This is a genomic window from Mycobacterium sp. 29Ha, from assembly GCF_032883055.1.
GTDB classification, from domain to species: Bacteria; Actinomycetota; Actinomycetes; order Mycobacteriales; family Mycobacteriaceae; genus Mycobacterium; species Mycobacterium gallinarum.
In genome coordinates this window covers 1-14075 of record NZ_JAMQTI010000009.1, presented here as the reverse complement: position 1 = coordinate 14075, position 14075 = coordinate 1, and the positions used below count along the sequence as shown (strand labels likewise).

General features: G+C 67.2%; 15 protein-coding genes. 2 read left to right on the top strand and 13 right to left on the bottom strand.

Going from position 1 to position 14075, the window contains the following annotated elements; all coding sequences use genetic code 11:
* Window positions 1-8: 8 nt before the first annotated feature.
* Window positions 9-869, bottom strand: a complete 861-nt coding sequence (locus M1248_RS13370; protein ID WP_163728830.1) for a ParA family protein — start codon at window positions 867-869, stop codon at window positions 9-11.
* 129 nt (window positions 870-998) lie between these two features.
* Between M1248_RS13370 and M1248_RS13365 the strand changes: the two genes are divergently transcribed.
* Window positions 999-1754 (top strand): O-methyltransferase, encoded by a 756-nt coding sequence (locus tag M1248_RS13365; protein WP_317148676.1) that lies wholly within the window; start codon window positions 999-1001, stop codon window positions 1752-1754.
* 18 nt (window positions 1755-1772) lie between these two features.
* Here the strand turns inward: M1248_RS13365 and xerD are convergent, their stop codons facing one another.
* The 6 genes from xerD to M1248_RS13335 all read right to left on the bottom strand — a co-directional run bounded on the left by xerD (window position 1773) and on the right by M1248_RS13335 (window position 7826).
* A complete protein-coding gene (xerD, locus tag M1248_RS13360) occupies window positions 1773-2720 on the bottom strand; it encodes a site-specific tyrosine recombinase XerD (RefSeq protein ID WP_163728838.1) in 948 nt (315 codons plus the stop codon).
* Window positions 2717-3337, bottom strand: a complete 621-nt coding sequence (locus M1248_RS13355) for an NUDIX domain-containing protein (RefSeq protein ID WP_163728841.1) — start codon at window positions 3335-3337, stop codon at window positions 2717-2719. The genes xerD and M1248_RS13355 overlap by 4 nt, the downstream gene beginning before the upstream one ends.
* The gene (locus M1248_RS13350; protein ID WP_197905526.1) at window positions 3330-5105 is read right to left on the bottom strand and encodes a CTP synthase; all 1776 of its coding nucleotides are present in this window, start codon (window positions 5103-5105) and stop codon (window positions 3330-3332) included. Before M1248_RS13350 ends, M1248_RS13355 begins: the two co-directional genes overlap by 8 nt.
* 117 nt (window positions 5106-5222) lie before the next feature.
* A complete protein-coding gene (locus tag M1248_RS13345; RefSeq protein ID WP_317148675.1) occupies window positions 5223-6164 on the bottom strand; it encodes a copper transporter in 942 nt (313 codons plus the stop codon).
* A gap of 10 nt (window positions 6165-6174) precedes the next feature.
* Complete coding sequence (steA, locus tag M1248_RS13340; RefSeq protein WP_163728848.1) at window positions 6175-7359, bottom strand: putative cytokinetic ring protein SteA; 1185 nt, start codon at window positions 7357-7359, stop codon at window positions 6175-6177.
* A gap of 92 nt (window positions 7360-7451) precedes the next feature.
* Window positions 7452-7826 carry a VOC family protein gene (locus M1248_RS13335; protein ID WP_317148674.1) on the bottom strand — a complete coding sequence of 125 codons (375 nt, stop codon included), beginning with the start codon at window positions 7824-7826 and terminating at the stop codon, window positions 7452-7454.
* Between the two features lie 31 nt (window positions 7827-7857).
* Here M1248_RS13335 and M1248_RS13330 point away from each other — a divergent pair, with 31 nt between their 5' ends.
* Window positions 7858-8433 (top strand): TetR/AcrR family transcriptional regulator, encoded by a 576-nt coding sequence (locus M1248_RS13330; protein ID WP_163728853.1) that lies wholly within the window; start codon window positions 7858-7860, stop codon window positions 8431-8433.
* A gap of 3 nt (window positions 8434-8436) precedes the next feature.
* Here M1248_RS13330 and recN read toward each other — a convergent pair whose 3' ends face one another.
* From recN to M1248_RS13300, 6 genes are read right to left on the bottom strand one after another with little or no spacing between them, the layout of a single operon-like run.
* Entirely contained in the window at window positions 8437-10197 is a 1761-nt protein-coding gene (gene recN / locus M1248_RS13325; protein ID WP_317148784.1) for a DNA repair protein RecN, read from the bottom strand.
* Window positions 10197-11120 carry an NAD kinase gene (locus M1248_RS13320; protein ID WP_163728857.1) on the bottom strand — a complete coding sequence of 308 codons (924 nt, stop codon included), beginning with the start codon at window positions 11118-11120 and terminating at the stop codon, window positions 10197-10199. The genes recN and M1248_RS13320 overlap by 1 nt, the downstream gene beginning before the upstream one ends.
* The gene (locus tag M1248_RS13315; RefSeq protein WP_317148673.1) at window positions 11117-11926 is read right to left on the bottom strand and encodes a TlyA family RNA methyltransferase; all 810 of its coding nucleotides are present in this window, start codon (window positions 11924-11926) and stop codon (window positions 11117-11119) included. The genes M1248_RS13320 and M1248_RS13315 overlap by 4 nt, the downstream gene beginning before the upstream one ends.
* A 6-nt stretch (window positions 11927-11932) precedes the next feature.
* Window positions 11933-12109: a hypothetical protein gene (locus M1248_RS13310; RefSeq protein WP_174262042.1), complete on the bottom strand. Its 177-nt coding sequence runs from the start codon at window positions 12107-12109 to the stop codon at window positions 11933-11935.
* A gap of 8 nt (window positions 12110-12117) precedes the next feature.
* Window positions 12118-13140, bottom strand: a complete 1023-nt coding sequence (locus M1248_RS13305) for an HAD-IIA family hydrolase (protein ID WP_163728861.1) — start codon at window positions 13138-13140, stop codon at window positions 12118-12120.
* Window position 13141: 1 nt separating this feature from the next.
* The gene (locus M1248_RS13300; protein WP_317148672.1) at window positions 13142-13927 is read right to left on the bottom strand and encodes a tetratricopeptide repeat protein; all 786 of its coding nucleotides are present in this window, start codon (window positions 13925-13927) and stop codon (window positions 13142-13144) included.
* Window positions 13928-14075 lie beyond the last annotated feature (148 nt).

Sequence of the window (14075 nt, the reverse complement as noted above, 5' to 3'; positions counted from 1 at the left end):
CGCTTCGATCACGCGCCGAACCGGTCGATGACCTCGCGCGCCAATGACCGATATGCCTCAGCACCAACGGATTTCGGCGCCCACGAGGTGATGGGTTCACCGGCGACGCTGGTTTCGGGGAAGCGCACCGTACGGGTGATGACGGTGTCGAACACCAGGTCGCCGAATCTTTCCAGAACTCGGGCCATGACTTCGCGCGAGTTCACCGTGCGCGGGTCGTATCGGGTGATCAGAATGCCGCCGATGGACAGCTTCGGGTTCAGCCGGTCGTGCACCTTGTCGACGGTATCGGTCAGCAGCGCCAGTCCGCGCAGTGAGAAGAACTCGCACTCCGTCGGGATGATCACCACGTCACTGCACGCCAGCCCGTTGACGGTGAGCAGACCCAGCGACGGCTGGCAGTCGATTAGCACGTAGTCGTAACGGTCCAGCACCGGGTAGAGCGCGCGGGCCAGGGACTGTTCGCGGCCCACCTCGTTGACCAGTTGGATCTCGGCCGCCGATAGGTCGATATTGCTCGGCACGAGGTCGAGATTCTTGACGCGGGTATTGATCAGCACGTCGTCGATCGACACCCGCGGTTCTATCAGCAGGTTGTGGACGGTGTGCTCGAGTTCGTAGTGCGGCACGCCCAGGCCCGCCGACAGCGCACCCTGCGGATCCAGGTCGACCAGGAGCACGCGACGCCCGTACTCGGCGAGGCTGGCGCCGAGGTTGATGGTCGACGTGGTCTTGCCCACCCCGCCCTTCTGATTGCACATCGCGATGACCTTGGCCGGACCGTGCGAGGTCCTCGGCTCAGGCTGGGGGATGGCTCGCGGTGGACGGCCGGTCAAGCCGACGCCGGCGACTTCGTCGTCGTCAGCCACGCCGACCGTCGCTGGTCAGGCAAGACGTAGGCATGGCGGACATCCGGGCAAGTTTAACGGGAGGTGACTGCCTGGTCTGCCAGACCCGCAGGCAACTTTTCCCCCGAGATCCCGCCTAGGCTGGTCCGCGTGAGCCTCAAGCGCCGCATCCCCTTCCTGCGTTGGTCGTTCCTGCGGCTGGCGGTCGGGTCCCGCAACATCACCAAGACCGGTCAGATCGGCGACGGACGAGAACAAGCCGCCGCCGACTACGTGGTGGCCAATGCCCGGCGCGGCGACATCGACGACGTGATCGCCAAGGTCGACGAGTTCGCCTACGAGAAGTCGTTTCTGATCAACATCGGGGACGAGAAGGGCGAGCTGCTCGACGCCGCGGTGCGCCGCGCCGACGCCAAGTTGGCTCTCGAGCTGGGCACCTATTGCGGCTACGGCTCGCTGCGGATCGCCCGCGCCGCGCCGGAGGCGAAGGTGTTCTCTGTCGAGCTTGCCGCCGCCAACGCCGAGGTGGCACAACGCATCTGGGAGCACGCCGGAATCGCCGACCGGGTGACGTGCGTGGTCGGCACGATCGGTGACGGCGGAAAGACACTCGACGCGCTTGCCGGCGAGCACGGCTTCGCCGCAGGATCGCTGGATCTGCTGTTCGTCGACCACGACAAGGCCGCCTACCTGCCCGACCTGCAGGCCATCCTGGACCGCGGCTGGCTGCACAAGGGGTCCATCGTGGTCGCCGACAATATGCTGATCCCGGGCTCCCCCAAGTACCGCGAGTACATGCGCGAGCAGCAGTGCAAGTTATTCGCCACGGTGGAGCACAAGACGCACGGCGAATATCAGACGCTCGCCCCCGACCTCGTGCTCGAGTCGGAGTACCTGGGCAGCTGAGGTCAGCATCACCTCGCTTTATTGCGCCCGAGGGTGCGCCCCCGCCCACACCTCGCGCAGCGCCGTCACCGTGACCATCGTGTAGATCTGCGTCGTGGTAACCGATGCGTGGCCGAGCAGCTCCTGGACGACGCGGACGTCGGCCCCGCCGTCGAGCAGGTGCGTGGCGAACGAGTGCCGCAGCACGTGCGGCGACACCGCCGACGTGATGCCCGCCCGTTCGGCGGCGTCCTGAAGCACCTGCCATGCACTCTGACGTGAGAGCCGTCCGCCCCTAGCGTTGAGGAAGATCGCGGGGGTTCCGCGTCCGCGGCGGGCCAGCTCGGGCCGTCCGCGCACGAAGTAGGCGTCCAACGCCGTGACCGCGGGCCGGCCGACGGGCACCAGACGTTGCTTTCCGCCCTTGCCGCGAAGCAGCACCGACCGTGCCCGCGTGTCGATGTCGTCCAGGTCAAGGCCGACGGCCTCCGAGATGCGCGCCCCGGTCGAGTAGAGCAGTTCCAGCAGTGCCCGGTTGCGCAGCGTGAGCGGGCCGTCAGCCTCACTGTCACCGCCGGCGCCGTCCAGCAGCGCGAGCACCTCGTCGATCGTCAGGCTCTTGGGCAGCCGTCGGCTCGGCGTCGGTGGTTTGACGGCCGACGCGACGTTCAGCGTGGTGAGCCCTTCGGCCTCGGCGAAGCGGTGCAGCCCGCGGACCGCGATCAGCGCTCGGGCGGCCGAAACCGCGGACAGCGGAACCGCTCCAGCGTCGGGATCGCCACGGCGCAACGCGACCAAGAAGTCGCTGACGTCAGACTCGGTCACCTTCGCCAGGTCGTCGATGCCGCGCAGGGTCAGGTGTTCGGAGTAGCGCCGCAGATCTCGGCGGTAGGAGCTCAGGGTGTTGGCGGCGACGCCGCGCTCGATGGTCAGGTGGTCGAGGTAGCCCTGGAGCTGGTCATCGAGGGCCGGGCGAAAGGTCGTCATTGCGCGGCCTTGCGTTCCGCCAGCCTGTGCGGCCGGTCTATCCACGGCGCGTCGACGGGGCGCAGCTCCCCCGTGTTCGGCATCGCGTTTGCGGCCAGGATGCCCGCCACCGCAAGAGAATTGACGATCTCGCCGGCGAACACCATCCGCACCGCCTCAACCAGGGGAAACCACTTCAGCTGCAGATCGGCTTCCTCGTCGTGCGCCTCGGGCCGTCCGACATTGGTCAGCCCGGTCGCGAGATAGACGCGCACACTCTCGTCGGTGAACCCCGGCGTCGACACGAGATCGGCAAGAACACGCCAATCCGACGCGGCGAGGCCCGCCTCCTCCTCAAGCTCCCGCGCCGCGGTCAGTTGGGGCGCCTCGCCACCGAGATCCAGCAGGCCCGCGGGCAGCTCCCACAGCCGACGGCCGATCGGGTGCCGATACTGGTAGACCATCGCGACGTTGTTCTCGTCGTCAAGCGCGACGATGCCGACCGCCCCGTAGTGCTCGACGACTTCACGCTTGGCGATGTTGCCGCCTGGCATGCGCACTTGATCGGCGCGTAATGCGAAAATACTGCCGACGTAAAGGATTTCGGAGTCAGCGGTCTCGAAATCGTGTTCAGCCACGGGCTTCCGTTTTTTGCAACTCGGTGTCGCGCAACTGCTGTCCGACCTCGTCGGCGTGCTCCGAGCCGTTCGCGTGCTCCGGAATCTCCATCCCGGGAAGTCGCTCCTCGGCCTTGTAGTCCAGCGCCGCGCCGACGAACGCGACGAACAGCGGATGCGGCCGCGTCGGCCTGCTCTTCAGCTCCGGGTGCGCCTGGGTGCCGACGATGAACGGATGCACGTCGGCGCCGTACTCGACGAACTCGACGAGGTGACCGTCCGGCGACGTCCCGCTGAACCGCAATCCGCTCTCGGCGATCCGGTCACGATACGAGTTGTTGACCTCGTATCGGTGCCGATGCCGTTCGGACACCTCGCGGGCGCCATAGGCCTGCGCCACAATTGAATTCGGCTCCAGTACCGCCGGATAAGCACCGAGGCGCATGGTGCCGCCGAGGTCGGCCTCGCCGGCAACGGCGTCGCGCTGGTCGGCCATCGTGGAGATGACGGGGTCGGGGGTCTTCGGATCGAACTCCGCCGAGTTGGCCTCGGTGATGCCCACTGAGCGCGCCGCCTCGATGACGATGCACTGCAAGCCGAGGCACAACCCGAAGACCGGCAGGCCCCGTTTGCGCGCGTACCGGATGGCGCCGATCTTGCCCTCGATGCCGCGGATACCGAAACCGCCCGGAATCAGGATGCCGTGGACGTCCCCGAGTGCAGCGGCCGCACCGCTGTCGGATTCACAGTCGTCGGAGGCGACCCACCGCATCTCCACCTTGGCATGGTGGGCGAAGCCGCCCGCGCGCAACGCCTCGGCGACCGAAAGGTAGGCGTCGGACAGGTCGATGTACTTGCCCACCAACGCGATTCGCACCGTCTCGCGCGGCTCGTGCACACGGTGCAGCAAGTCGTTCCACTGCGTCCAGTCGACGTCGCGGAACGGCAGGTTGAGTCGGCGCACCACATAGGCGTCCAGTTCCTCGCGGTGCAGCACCTTGGGAATGTCGTATATCGACGGGGCGTCCGGAGTGGAGATGACACCGTCGATGTCCACGTCGCACATCAGCGCGATCTTGTTCTTCAACGGTTCGGGCACGTCGCGGTCGCACCGCAGAATCAACGCGTCGGGGCTGATGCCGATGCTGCGCAGCGCGGCCACCGAGTGCTGCGTCGGCTTGGTCTTCAGCTCGCCGGACGGCGCCATGAACGGCACCAGCGAGCAGTGCAGAAAGAAGCAGTTCTCGCGGCCGACTTCGTGGCGCACCTGGCGCGCGGCCTCCAGAAACGGCAGCGATTCGATGTCGCCGACGGTGCCGCCGATCTCGGTGATCACCACGTCGGGACGGTGCCCGGCAGGATCCGGGTCGGCCATCGCCAGGATGCGCCGCTTGATCTCGTCGGTGATGTGGGGAATCACCTGCACGGTGTCACCGAGGTACTCGCCGCGGCGCTCCTTGGCGATCACCGATGAATAGACTTGCCCCGTCGTGACATTCGCCGACCCGTACAGATTGCGATCGAGGAACCGCTCGTAGTGGCCGACGTCGAGGTCGGTCTCGGCGCCGTCCTCGGTCACGAAGACCTCTCCGTGCTGGAACGGGTTCATGGTTCCGGGGTCGACGTTGAGGTAGGGGTCCAGCTTCTGCATCGTCACCTGCAGGCCGCGCGCCGTCAGCAACTGTCCGAGGCTGGATGCGGTCAGACCTTTTCCGAGGGAGGAAACCACACCCCCGGTGACGAACATGTGCTTCGTGGGGGCCTGCGGGTGCTTGCGTAGTGCTGGCAAGAGCAACCTCCGTGACAACGCGGCAGGGGCTCGCTGTGAATAGCTGGGGCCTGCCGACCCACGGAACCCAACCCTAACACCGACGCCGACAAGCCGTCGCTGACGCGCCGCCCGTCGTTATTGCGGGATGGTTACCGATGCGGCGCCCTGGCCGATGCCGTACTGACCGGGCTTGCCGCCGGCTATCAGGTCGCCGAGAGCCAGCACGGAGGTGATCCGGCCGGACTCCGAATCGATGTCGTCGACGGTGCTGACGGCGGTGCCCAGCGAGGCATCTGACCTCGCGACGGCCACCGCGGCGGTACCGGAGGCCGACCCGTCGCGTCCGGCCAGCACCGTGCCGGAGCCGTGCGGAGCCATCCCGGCGGCGAACCTGGCGACGGTGGAGCCCTGGTTCCCGGCGTCCTCGGGCAGCGCACCGCCCGTCACGATCAGTGCGGTGTCGGCCGGGCCGATGCGCTCGGTGCCGTAGGTGATGAAGCCGGTGTCGCGCAGCGTCGCCAGCACGGTGTCGCGCTGCATGTCGTCGACGACGGACACCTTCGGGTCCCTGTTGATCAGCAGGCTGATGCCCAGCAGATCACCGGCCTGCGAGCCCTGATCGACCGACGTGGTGCTCAGCTGTTTCCCCGCGGGCACGATCGGCGAGTTCACCACCGACAGCAGTTTCTCGGACGAATTCGCGTTGACGAATTCGGGTGTCAGGCCCACGGTCCCGGCGATGGTTCCGCCGGCCTCGGCCACCAGGCGCGCCAGCCCCTCGACGTCGTCCTGTGCCGCATCCGGGGTACGGAAAATCACCACTGACTTGCCCTTGAGCGAGTCACGTAAGATCCGTGGCGCCATTTGGGAATCAAATTCCCCTGCTGCGCTCAGCTTTTCGTTGATGGCGTTCTTGTCATCGGTGAGCGTGTTGATCTGGTCCTGGAGTTCGGCCTTGTCCGCACGCAGGCCCGACAGGACCGTATCGGAGAGCAAGCCGGATCCCAGCGCGACCCCGATGGCCAACGCAAGGAACACCGCCGCGAGTGAGATCGCATGTGAGCGCAGGGAAATCATGTCATCCCCTTTAAGTGACCCAGCCCTGAACCCAGAGCGCGAACCGGTTCCAGTAGTCGACGACCCAATCGACCAGTGCTGTATCCGCTCGCGACACCCACAGCGCGACGATCACCGCGACAAGCATGGCGAGCACGAGCAACGCGATGGCCCCACCGGAGACCCGGCTGCGATACAGCGTGGCGACGGCCCTGGCGTCGACCAGCTTCTCCCCCACCTTGAGGCGCGTGAGGAAGGTCGACGGGTTGCTCTGCTGGCGCGACCGGTCGAAGAACTCTTCGATGCTTGCGCTGTGGCCCGCGGTCACGATCAGCGAGGCGCCGTGGTGATCGCACAGCAGCAGAGCGAGGTCGGCGGCCGATCCGGCAGCCGGGAACGTCATTGCCCCGACACCGAGGTCCTGAATCCGCTCCAGACCCGCGGCGTGCCCGTCGGCGTCGGCGGGCAGCACGACCTGCGCGCCGCAACGCAGCGCGTCGGCGCTGATCCGGTCCGGGTCACCGACGATGAGCTGCGGACGGTAGCCGGCCTTGCGCAGCACGTCGGCTCCGGTGCCGACGCCCACCAGCACCGGTTGGTACTCCTTGATGAATGGCTTGAGGGCCTTCAGGTCGGCAGCCGAACTCGGCTCCTCGGCCACGATGACGACGTGGCGGCGGTTCATGTCGACGTCGATGTCGGGGATGCCGATGCCGTCGATCAGCAGCGGGCTCTCGCTGCGGATGAACTCGATGGTGTTGCCCGCGAAGGCCTCCAGGTGTGCCACCAGTCCGCTCTTGGCCTCGTGCATCAGTTCATGGATTTCGTGGTCGGAGCGCTCGGCGCCGAGGATCAGGCGACGGTCACCGGAGTAGACGCCGCCCTCGTGCAGGCGCACCCGCGCGCCGTCCTTGACCTTCTTGAAGACCTCGTCGCCGGTGTCGTCGATCAGGGTGACACCGTTGGCGACCAGCACCTCGGGACCGAGATTGGGGTACCGGCCGGAGATCGACGGTGACGCGTTGACGACCGCGGTGACGCCGGCCTCGACGAGAGCGTCCGCGGTGATCCGGTCCAGATCGAGGGCGTCGAGGACGACGATGTCCCCGGGGTTGATGCGTCTCAACAGTCGATCGATGTCGCGGTCGACGCGGGCTGTGCCGGTGATGCCCGGGCGAGAGCTGGCATTGCGGGATAGCAGCGCTGACATCTTCATGCGGCGATTCTGTCGATAGCCGCCGCGTCTCTGTCGGAGGCGCGCCGTAACATGCGCCTCAGAAGTTCACTTCAGTCACAACTGCAACACAATTAGGCATAGGGCTGAAACACCTCGACAAGGTTGCCCGCCGGGTCCGGCACGAGCGCCTGCCGTCCGCCTCTGCCGTCGATCACATCGATCCTCAAGTCCGCGCCGACCTTTCGCATATCCGCGACCGCCGCATCGAGATCGTCGACTTGAAGCTGAAATCGGTTCCAGCCACCCGGTTCTGGTCGACTGCCGTCGGCGAGCGTCTGGCCGGCGCCCGCGCCGGGCGAGTTGAGGAGAAGCCGCAACTCTCCGCGGTTGAGCATCGCAAACCCCGGTGCCGGCCGCATCGCGACCTCGAACTGGAATACGGATGTGTAGAAGTCCACCGCAGCATCGACGTCGTCGACGATGTAGCGAACGCTGATCTTGTTCATCTGTGCACCTCCTAGCGTTTATGATACACATATGTCCCAAAAGTCGCAGCCCGATCCCCGCGTTGGCCACTCGCGGCGGGTGATATGCCGCGCTGCCCTCGAAGAGTTCGCAGAGACGGGATACGCGGGCTTCCGGATGGAGTCGGTGGCTGCGCGAGCAGGCGTCGGACGCAGCACGCTGTACCGGCACTGGCCCGACAAGGCCGCGTTGATCGCCGATGCGCTGGAGACCCTCAACGTGCAACCGAATCCCGACCGCGAACTCGTCGCCGGCACGGCCCGGCAACGCGTCGAGTTGCTGCTGAGCCATCTGGTCCGCGCACTCAACGACTCGCCGGTGGCAGCGTGTATCCCGGCACTGATTCAAGCGACGGAAAACGAACCGGCCATTCGCGAGTTCTTTCACCGCTATTCGGCTCAGCGGCGCCATCGCCTGACCGACGCCATCGCCGCCGGCGTAACCGATGGGCAGTTTCCGGCACGCGTCGATGCGGAGGCCGCCTCCGCGGCGCTGTCCGGCGCGGTGTTCTACCGACGACTGATGACGGATGACGTCGCCGATGCCGAGTTCATCGGCGCATTGATCGACACCGTTCTCGGAGACTGACTCCTAGGCGCTATCGCCCCGGTCTTGCTGCGCCGCCTCCAGCAGTTCACGGGCATGCGCACGGCCGCTGTCGGATTCGCCAAGGCCCGCCAGCATCCGCGCGAGTTCAGCCACGCGGTCGTCGTCGTCCAACCGGTGCACGCCGCTGGCCGTGCCCTTTCCGCCGCTGGACACCATCAGGTGCACATCGGCGTAGGCGGCCACCTGGGGCAGGTGAGTGACGACGATGACCTGGTGCGTTCTGGCCAACCGGCACAGTCGACGACCGATCTGCACCGCCGCGCGCCCGCCCACTCCCGCGTCGACCTCGTCGAAGACCATCGTCGTGCCCTCGGTCGAAGCGGCCAGCACGACCTCGAGCGCGAGCATGACGCGCGACAACTCACCGCCGGACGCGCTCTTGTTCAGCGGAAGCACATCCATGCCGCGGTGCGCGGCGAAGCCGAACTCGACGGCGTCGACGCCGTGCTGGCCGGCGTGAGCCATCACACCCGGGGACACGGTCAGTGGTGCGGTGTCATCGACGCGTGCGGCCAGCGGCGCCACCGACACCGTGAACTCGGCGTCGGCCATCGCCAGCCCCGACAGTTCGGCGGTCACCGCCTTGGACAGCCCCTTGGCCGCTTTGGTCCGCGCCTTGGTGAGGTCGTTGGCGGCGACGACGACCTCATCGTGCAGCGCGCGGACCTGACGTTCCAGATCGGCGAGCGCTTCCTCGGACACGTCGAGCTGCGTCAGCCGGTCCCGCGATTGTTGCGCCCACTGCAGCACACCGTCGATGTCGGCAGCGTACTTGCGTGTCAGCGTGCGCAGCTCGCTCTGCCGCAGCAACTTCGCCTCGAGGGTACTAGCGTCACTGGGCAGCTCCGCCAGATAATCGCCGAGTTCGCTTGCCACGTCGCCGATCACCGCAAGGGCACCATCGAGTTGTGCGGCCAGCGCCCGCAGCGTCGTATCTTCAGTCGCCTCCAATGCCGACTTCGCCTGTCCCGCAGCGCCGAACGCGGACACACTTTCGGGCGACGGATCGTCGTCCCCGGTCAGCGCCGCCCGTGCGGTCTGCGCCGCTTCCCGTACCGCGTCCAGCTCCGACAGCCGCTGGATATCGGCGACGAGCCCATGGTCCTCACCGGGTTGCGGTGCAACGCTGTCAATCTCGTTCAGGGCGAACTTGAGCTGGTCGGCTTCTTGGGCGAGTTCGCGCGCCCGCTGCGTGCGGTCGACGAGGTCGCGGCGGGCGGCCAGCCACTCTTCGCGGAGCTTCTGGTAGCGCTTGAGCTGCTTCTCGATGTCGACGAAACGGTCCAGTGCCCCGCGTTGCTCGTCGGGACGCATCAGCCGCAGCTGGTCGTTCTGACCGTGCAAGGTGAGCAATTCGGTGGTGAAGGTTCCCAGCGATTTCGCGGGCACGCTGCGTCCGCCGAGGAAGGCCCGCGACGGGCCGTCACGAGCGACAGAGCGGGCAGCGATGACGCTGCCGTCGTCGTCACGCTCGGCCCCCGAGGAATCGAGGATCTCGTCAATCTGTGCCGTAACGTCTTCTCCCAGTTCACTTGTCGTGAACCGGCCCTCGACGACGGCGCGGGGCGCACCCGACCGCACCCGCGTGGCATCGGCGCGCGCACCGCCGAGCAGGTGCAGACTGGTGACCACCATGGTCTTGCCCGTGCCCGTCTCGCCGGTGAGCACGGTGAGACCGCGACCGAACTCGGCGGTCGCGGTGCTGATCGCGCCGAGCGACTCGATGCGTATCTCGGATAGCACTACTGCCCGCGCCACCCTGTGACAGGCAATCGGAACTTGCGCACCAGGCGGTCGGTGAAGGGCGCGCTGTCCAGCCGTACCCATTTCAGCGGCGTGCCACAGCGGGTCACTTCCAGGCGGCCACCCGCAGGTACCACCATCTCTCGACGGCCGTCGCAGAACACCAACGCGTCGTGGCCAGTCGCCTCGACCTCGATCGCGATGGACGCGTCGGGGCTGGTGACCATCGGTCGGGCGAACAACGCGTGAGCATTGTTGGGCACCACCAGAATTGCCTCCAGATCGGGCCACACGATCGGCCCGCCCGCGGAGAAGGCCCACGCCGTCGATCCGGTGGGCGTCGCGACGAGCACACCGTCACAGCCGAACGCCGACACGGGACGTCCGTCGACTTCGAGTACGGCGCCGAGCACGCCCAGGCGCGGCCCCTTCTCGAGGCTGGCTTCGTTGAGTGCCCAACCGCGGTCGATGATCTCGCCCTCGGCGCGCACGACGACGTCGAGCGTCATCCGCTCCTCGACGCGGTAGTCACGCTTGATGAGGTGGTCGAGCACGGAGTCGATGTTCTCGGCTTCAGCCTCGGCGAGAAAGCCGATGCGCCCCAGATTCACACCCAGAACCGGGATTTCGACGTTGCGAGCCAGTTCGGCCCCGCGCAGGAAACTGCCGTCGCCGCCGAGGACGAGAACCAGTTCGCAGCCTTCGGCGACCGCCTCTTCGGCGTCGACGACCTCGATGCCGGATCCGAGGGCCTGCGCGTCGTCGGGCGACAGGTGTTCCGGTGCGCGGTCCACGGCCTCTGCAGACAGCACTCTCAATCGAATCCCGTTGTCGCCGAGTACTTTGTGAACGCGGCGCGCGACGTCGGTGGCCTCGTCGCGACCGGTGTGCACGACCAGCAGGATGTTGCGTTCGGCACTCATTGCGGGCCCTGGGCCACGGCCTGAAGCACCGCCTGTTCGAGCGACTCCCCCTGCAGTGGATCGTCGGTCCGCTTTCGCAGTCGCAAGAAGTATTCGACGTTGCCGGACGGACCGGGCAGCGGGCTGGCGGTGACGGCGACGGTGTGCCACTGCAGTGCGGCGGCGCGGCCGGCGACGGTGAGCACCGCTTCGGCACGCAATTGGGGATCTGCGACGACGCCGCCGGCGCCCACGCGATCCTTGCCGACCTCGAATTGCGGCTTCACCATGGGAACGATATCGGCGTCGGCTTTGGCGCACGACGTCAGTGCCGGCAGCACTGTGGACAGCGAGATGAACGACAGGTCGGCGACCACCAGGTCGACTGGGCCACCGATGGCGTCGGCGGTGAGTTCGCGCACGTTGGTGCGCTCCATGACGATGACGCGTGGATCGTTGCGCAGCGACCAGGCCAGCTGTCCGTAGCCGACGTCGACGCCGACGACCTCGCGGGCGCCGCGATCGAGCAAGACTTCGGTAAACCCTCCGGTGGAGGCGCCGGCGTCCAGGCACCGGCGGCCGTCGACGGCGATCTCGAAGGTGTCCAGTGCGCCGATCAATTTGTGGGCGCCGCGCGATACCCAGGCGCGTTCGCCGGAGTCGTCGACCGTGAGGGCGGCGCTGATCGCGATGGCGGTGGCGGGCTTGGCGGCGGGCATGCCGTCGATGCTGACGCGCCCCGCGCCGATCAGCTCGGCTGCCTGCTGGCGGGAGCGGGCCAGGCCGCGTCGCACCAGCTCGGCGTCAACACGTGCCCGCCGTGCCACGAGGGGTCAGCCCTTCTCGACCGATTCGAGCGCTCGGACCAGTAGGTCGTGCGCCTCTTCGAGCCGCGCGGCGATGACGTCGATCTCGGAGTCGGCGATCTCGACACCCTCCTGCGCGGGGTCGGGCAGGTCTGCCAGCAACTCCGCGATCTGGGCGCGAATTTGGTCCGGTTCGGTACTCATGTCGATGTTCACGCTAGCTGATCGGCGGGGGTGAGCACGGACCATGGCTCCAGGGCCTGTCGCGCGGTGTCGTCCCCCGCCGAAATCGTGAAGGGACGGCCGTCGAGGTTCGCATCCCAGACGGCGCTGGCAGTCGCACGGACGACAGACAACGCGTCGCCGCGGTCCTGCCCGGTGGCATGGACAACCACGTCGGATGAGTCGATGTCGATGCGCCACGCCGGATGCGGTTCGACGCGCAGGATGTCGGCGCGGGCGTACAGCGAGCGCAGGTCGGCCGCCAGGTAGTCGGGCCGCTCCGAGGCCCCCGCCCGGATCATGTCCCCCGCCGTGCTGACACCGGTCAGGACCATCAGACTCGGCAGGTCGGCCGCCTTGGCCCCGGCGATGTCGGTATCGAGGCGATCCCCCACGACCAGGGGCGCGGAGAACGTACCGCGGGCCAACGCGTCGTTCATCAGCGTTGGCTGCGGCTTGCCCGCCACCTGGGGCTCCTGGTTGGTCGCCGCCCGCAGGGCCGCGACCATCGAGCCGTTGCCGGGCAGCAGACCTCGCTCCGACGGCAATGTCAGATCGACATTCGCCGCGACCCAGAGTGCACCGTTGCGAATCGCCAACGCCGCTTCGGCCAGGTCGGACCAGCCGGTCTGCGGGGAATGACCCTGGACGACGCCGACCGGCCGGTCGGAGAACTGCCGCACCGGTTCGAGCCCGGCCCGTCGCACCTCGTCGGACAGCGCATCGGTGCCGACGATGAGAACCGCTGAGCCGGGCGGCAATTGGGCCGCCAGCAGATTCGCCGCGCTCTGCGCACTGGTGACGACGTCGTCTGGTTTTGCGGCGAAGCCCAGTTCCTGTAGGTGTTGGGCCACCTCGGCCGGGCTGCGGGATGCATTGTTGGTGACGTAAAGCGTGCGCGAGCTGACGGTCGAGAGTGTTTCGACCGCGCCTTCGGTGGCTTCGTGCCCGCGGAAAACCGTGCCGTCAAGGTCAAGCAGCAGGCAGTCATGGTCCTGCACAAGGGCGCTCACGTCAGCTCAGCTCCGTGATCCGGTCCTCGGCGTCGGTCAGTCCCTCGATGTCCGCGGCCGCCGCGCTGATGAACCATTGCAGCGCTTCCTCGTTTCGACCGAGCGCCAGCAGCGTCTCGGCGTACACGTAGAAGAGCCGCGCGGCGGTCTGACCGGTTCGCGTCCGATCCAGCTGCGGCGCAGACAGGATGGCGATCGCCTGTTCATGTTGACCAAGGTCCGAACGGGCGCCGGCGGCGACGATGCGCATCTCATCGGCGTCGTCACCGGTGAGTTCCGCGGCTTCGGGGCTGCGGGCCAGTTCGATGGCCTTCTCTGGACGTCCGACACCGCGCTCACAGTCGGCGATGAGCGGGAGCAGGGCCGACTTGCTGCCCATACGGCGGGCCGCGCGCAGTTCAGCCAACGCCTGGGCCCAGTCACCACATTGGTAGGCGGCGATTCCGACGGCTTCGCGAACCGCGGCGATGCGACCGGAGCGGGCGCGTGCCGCGCGTGCGTGCGCCAGTGCGGTTTCGGGATCCTCGTCGAGCAGCAGGCCGGCGGCGATGAGATGTCGCGCGACCGTATCGGCGGTGCTCTTATCCAAAGTGGTTAGTTCGCCGCGGATTTCGGGTGCCAGCTGTTTGGCTTCGATGTCGGCGGGAATGGGCGGGCCGTCGTCTCGCGGCGTCTCGCGCGCCTGGAACCGCGGTTGGACGCGGCGGGCCCGGTTGGGACCCGATGAGCGCGGCGGCGAAGGCCGAGGGCCGCGCCCGCGGTAGTCGCCGTTTCCGTCGTGAGCCACGTATGCCTTTCTACCCGATCACGCGACTATTGAGAATTCGAAATCAATTGTCGCAAATAGAATCACCCCCCACGCAATTGTGGGGGGTGATCCTAATTTGTGTTCGGCGGTGTCCTACTTTTCCACCCGGGTTGGGTAGTATCATCGG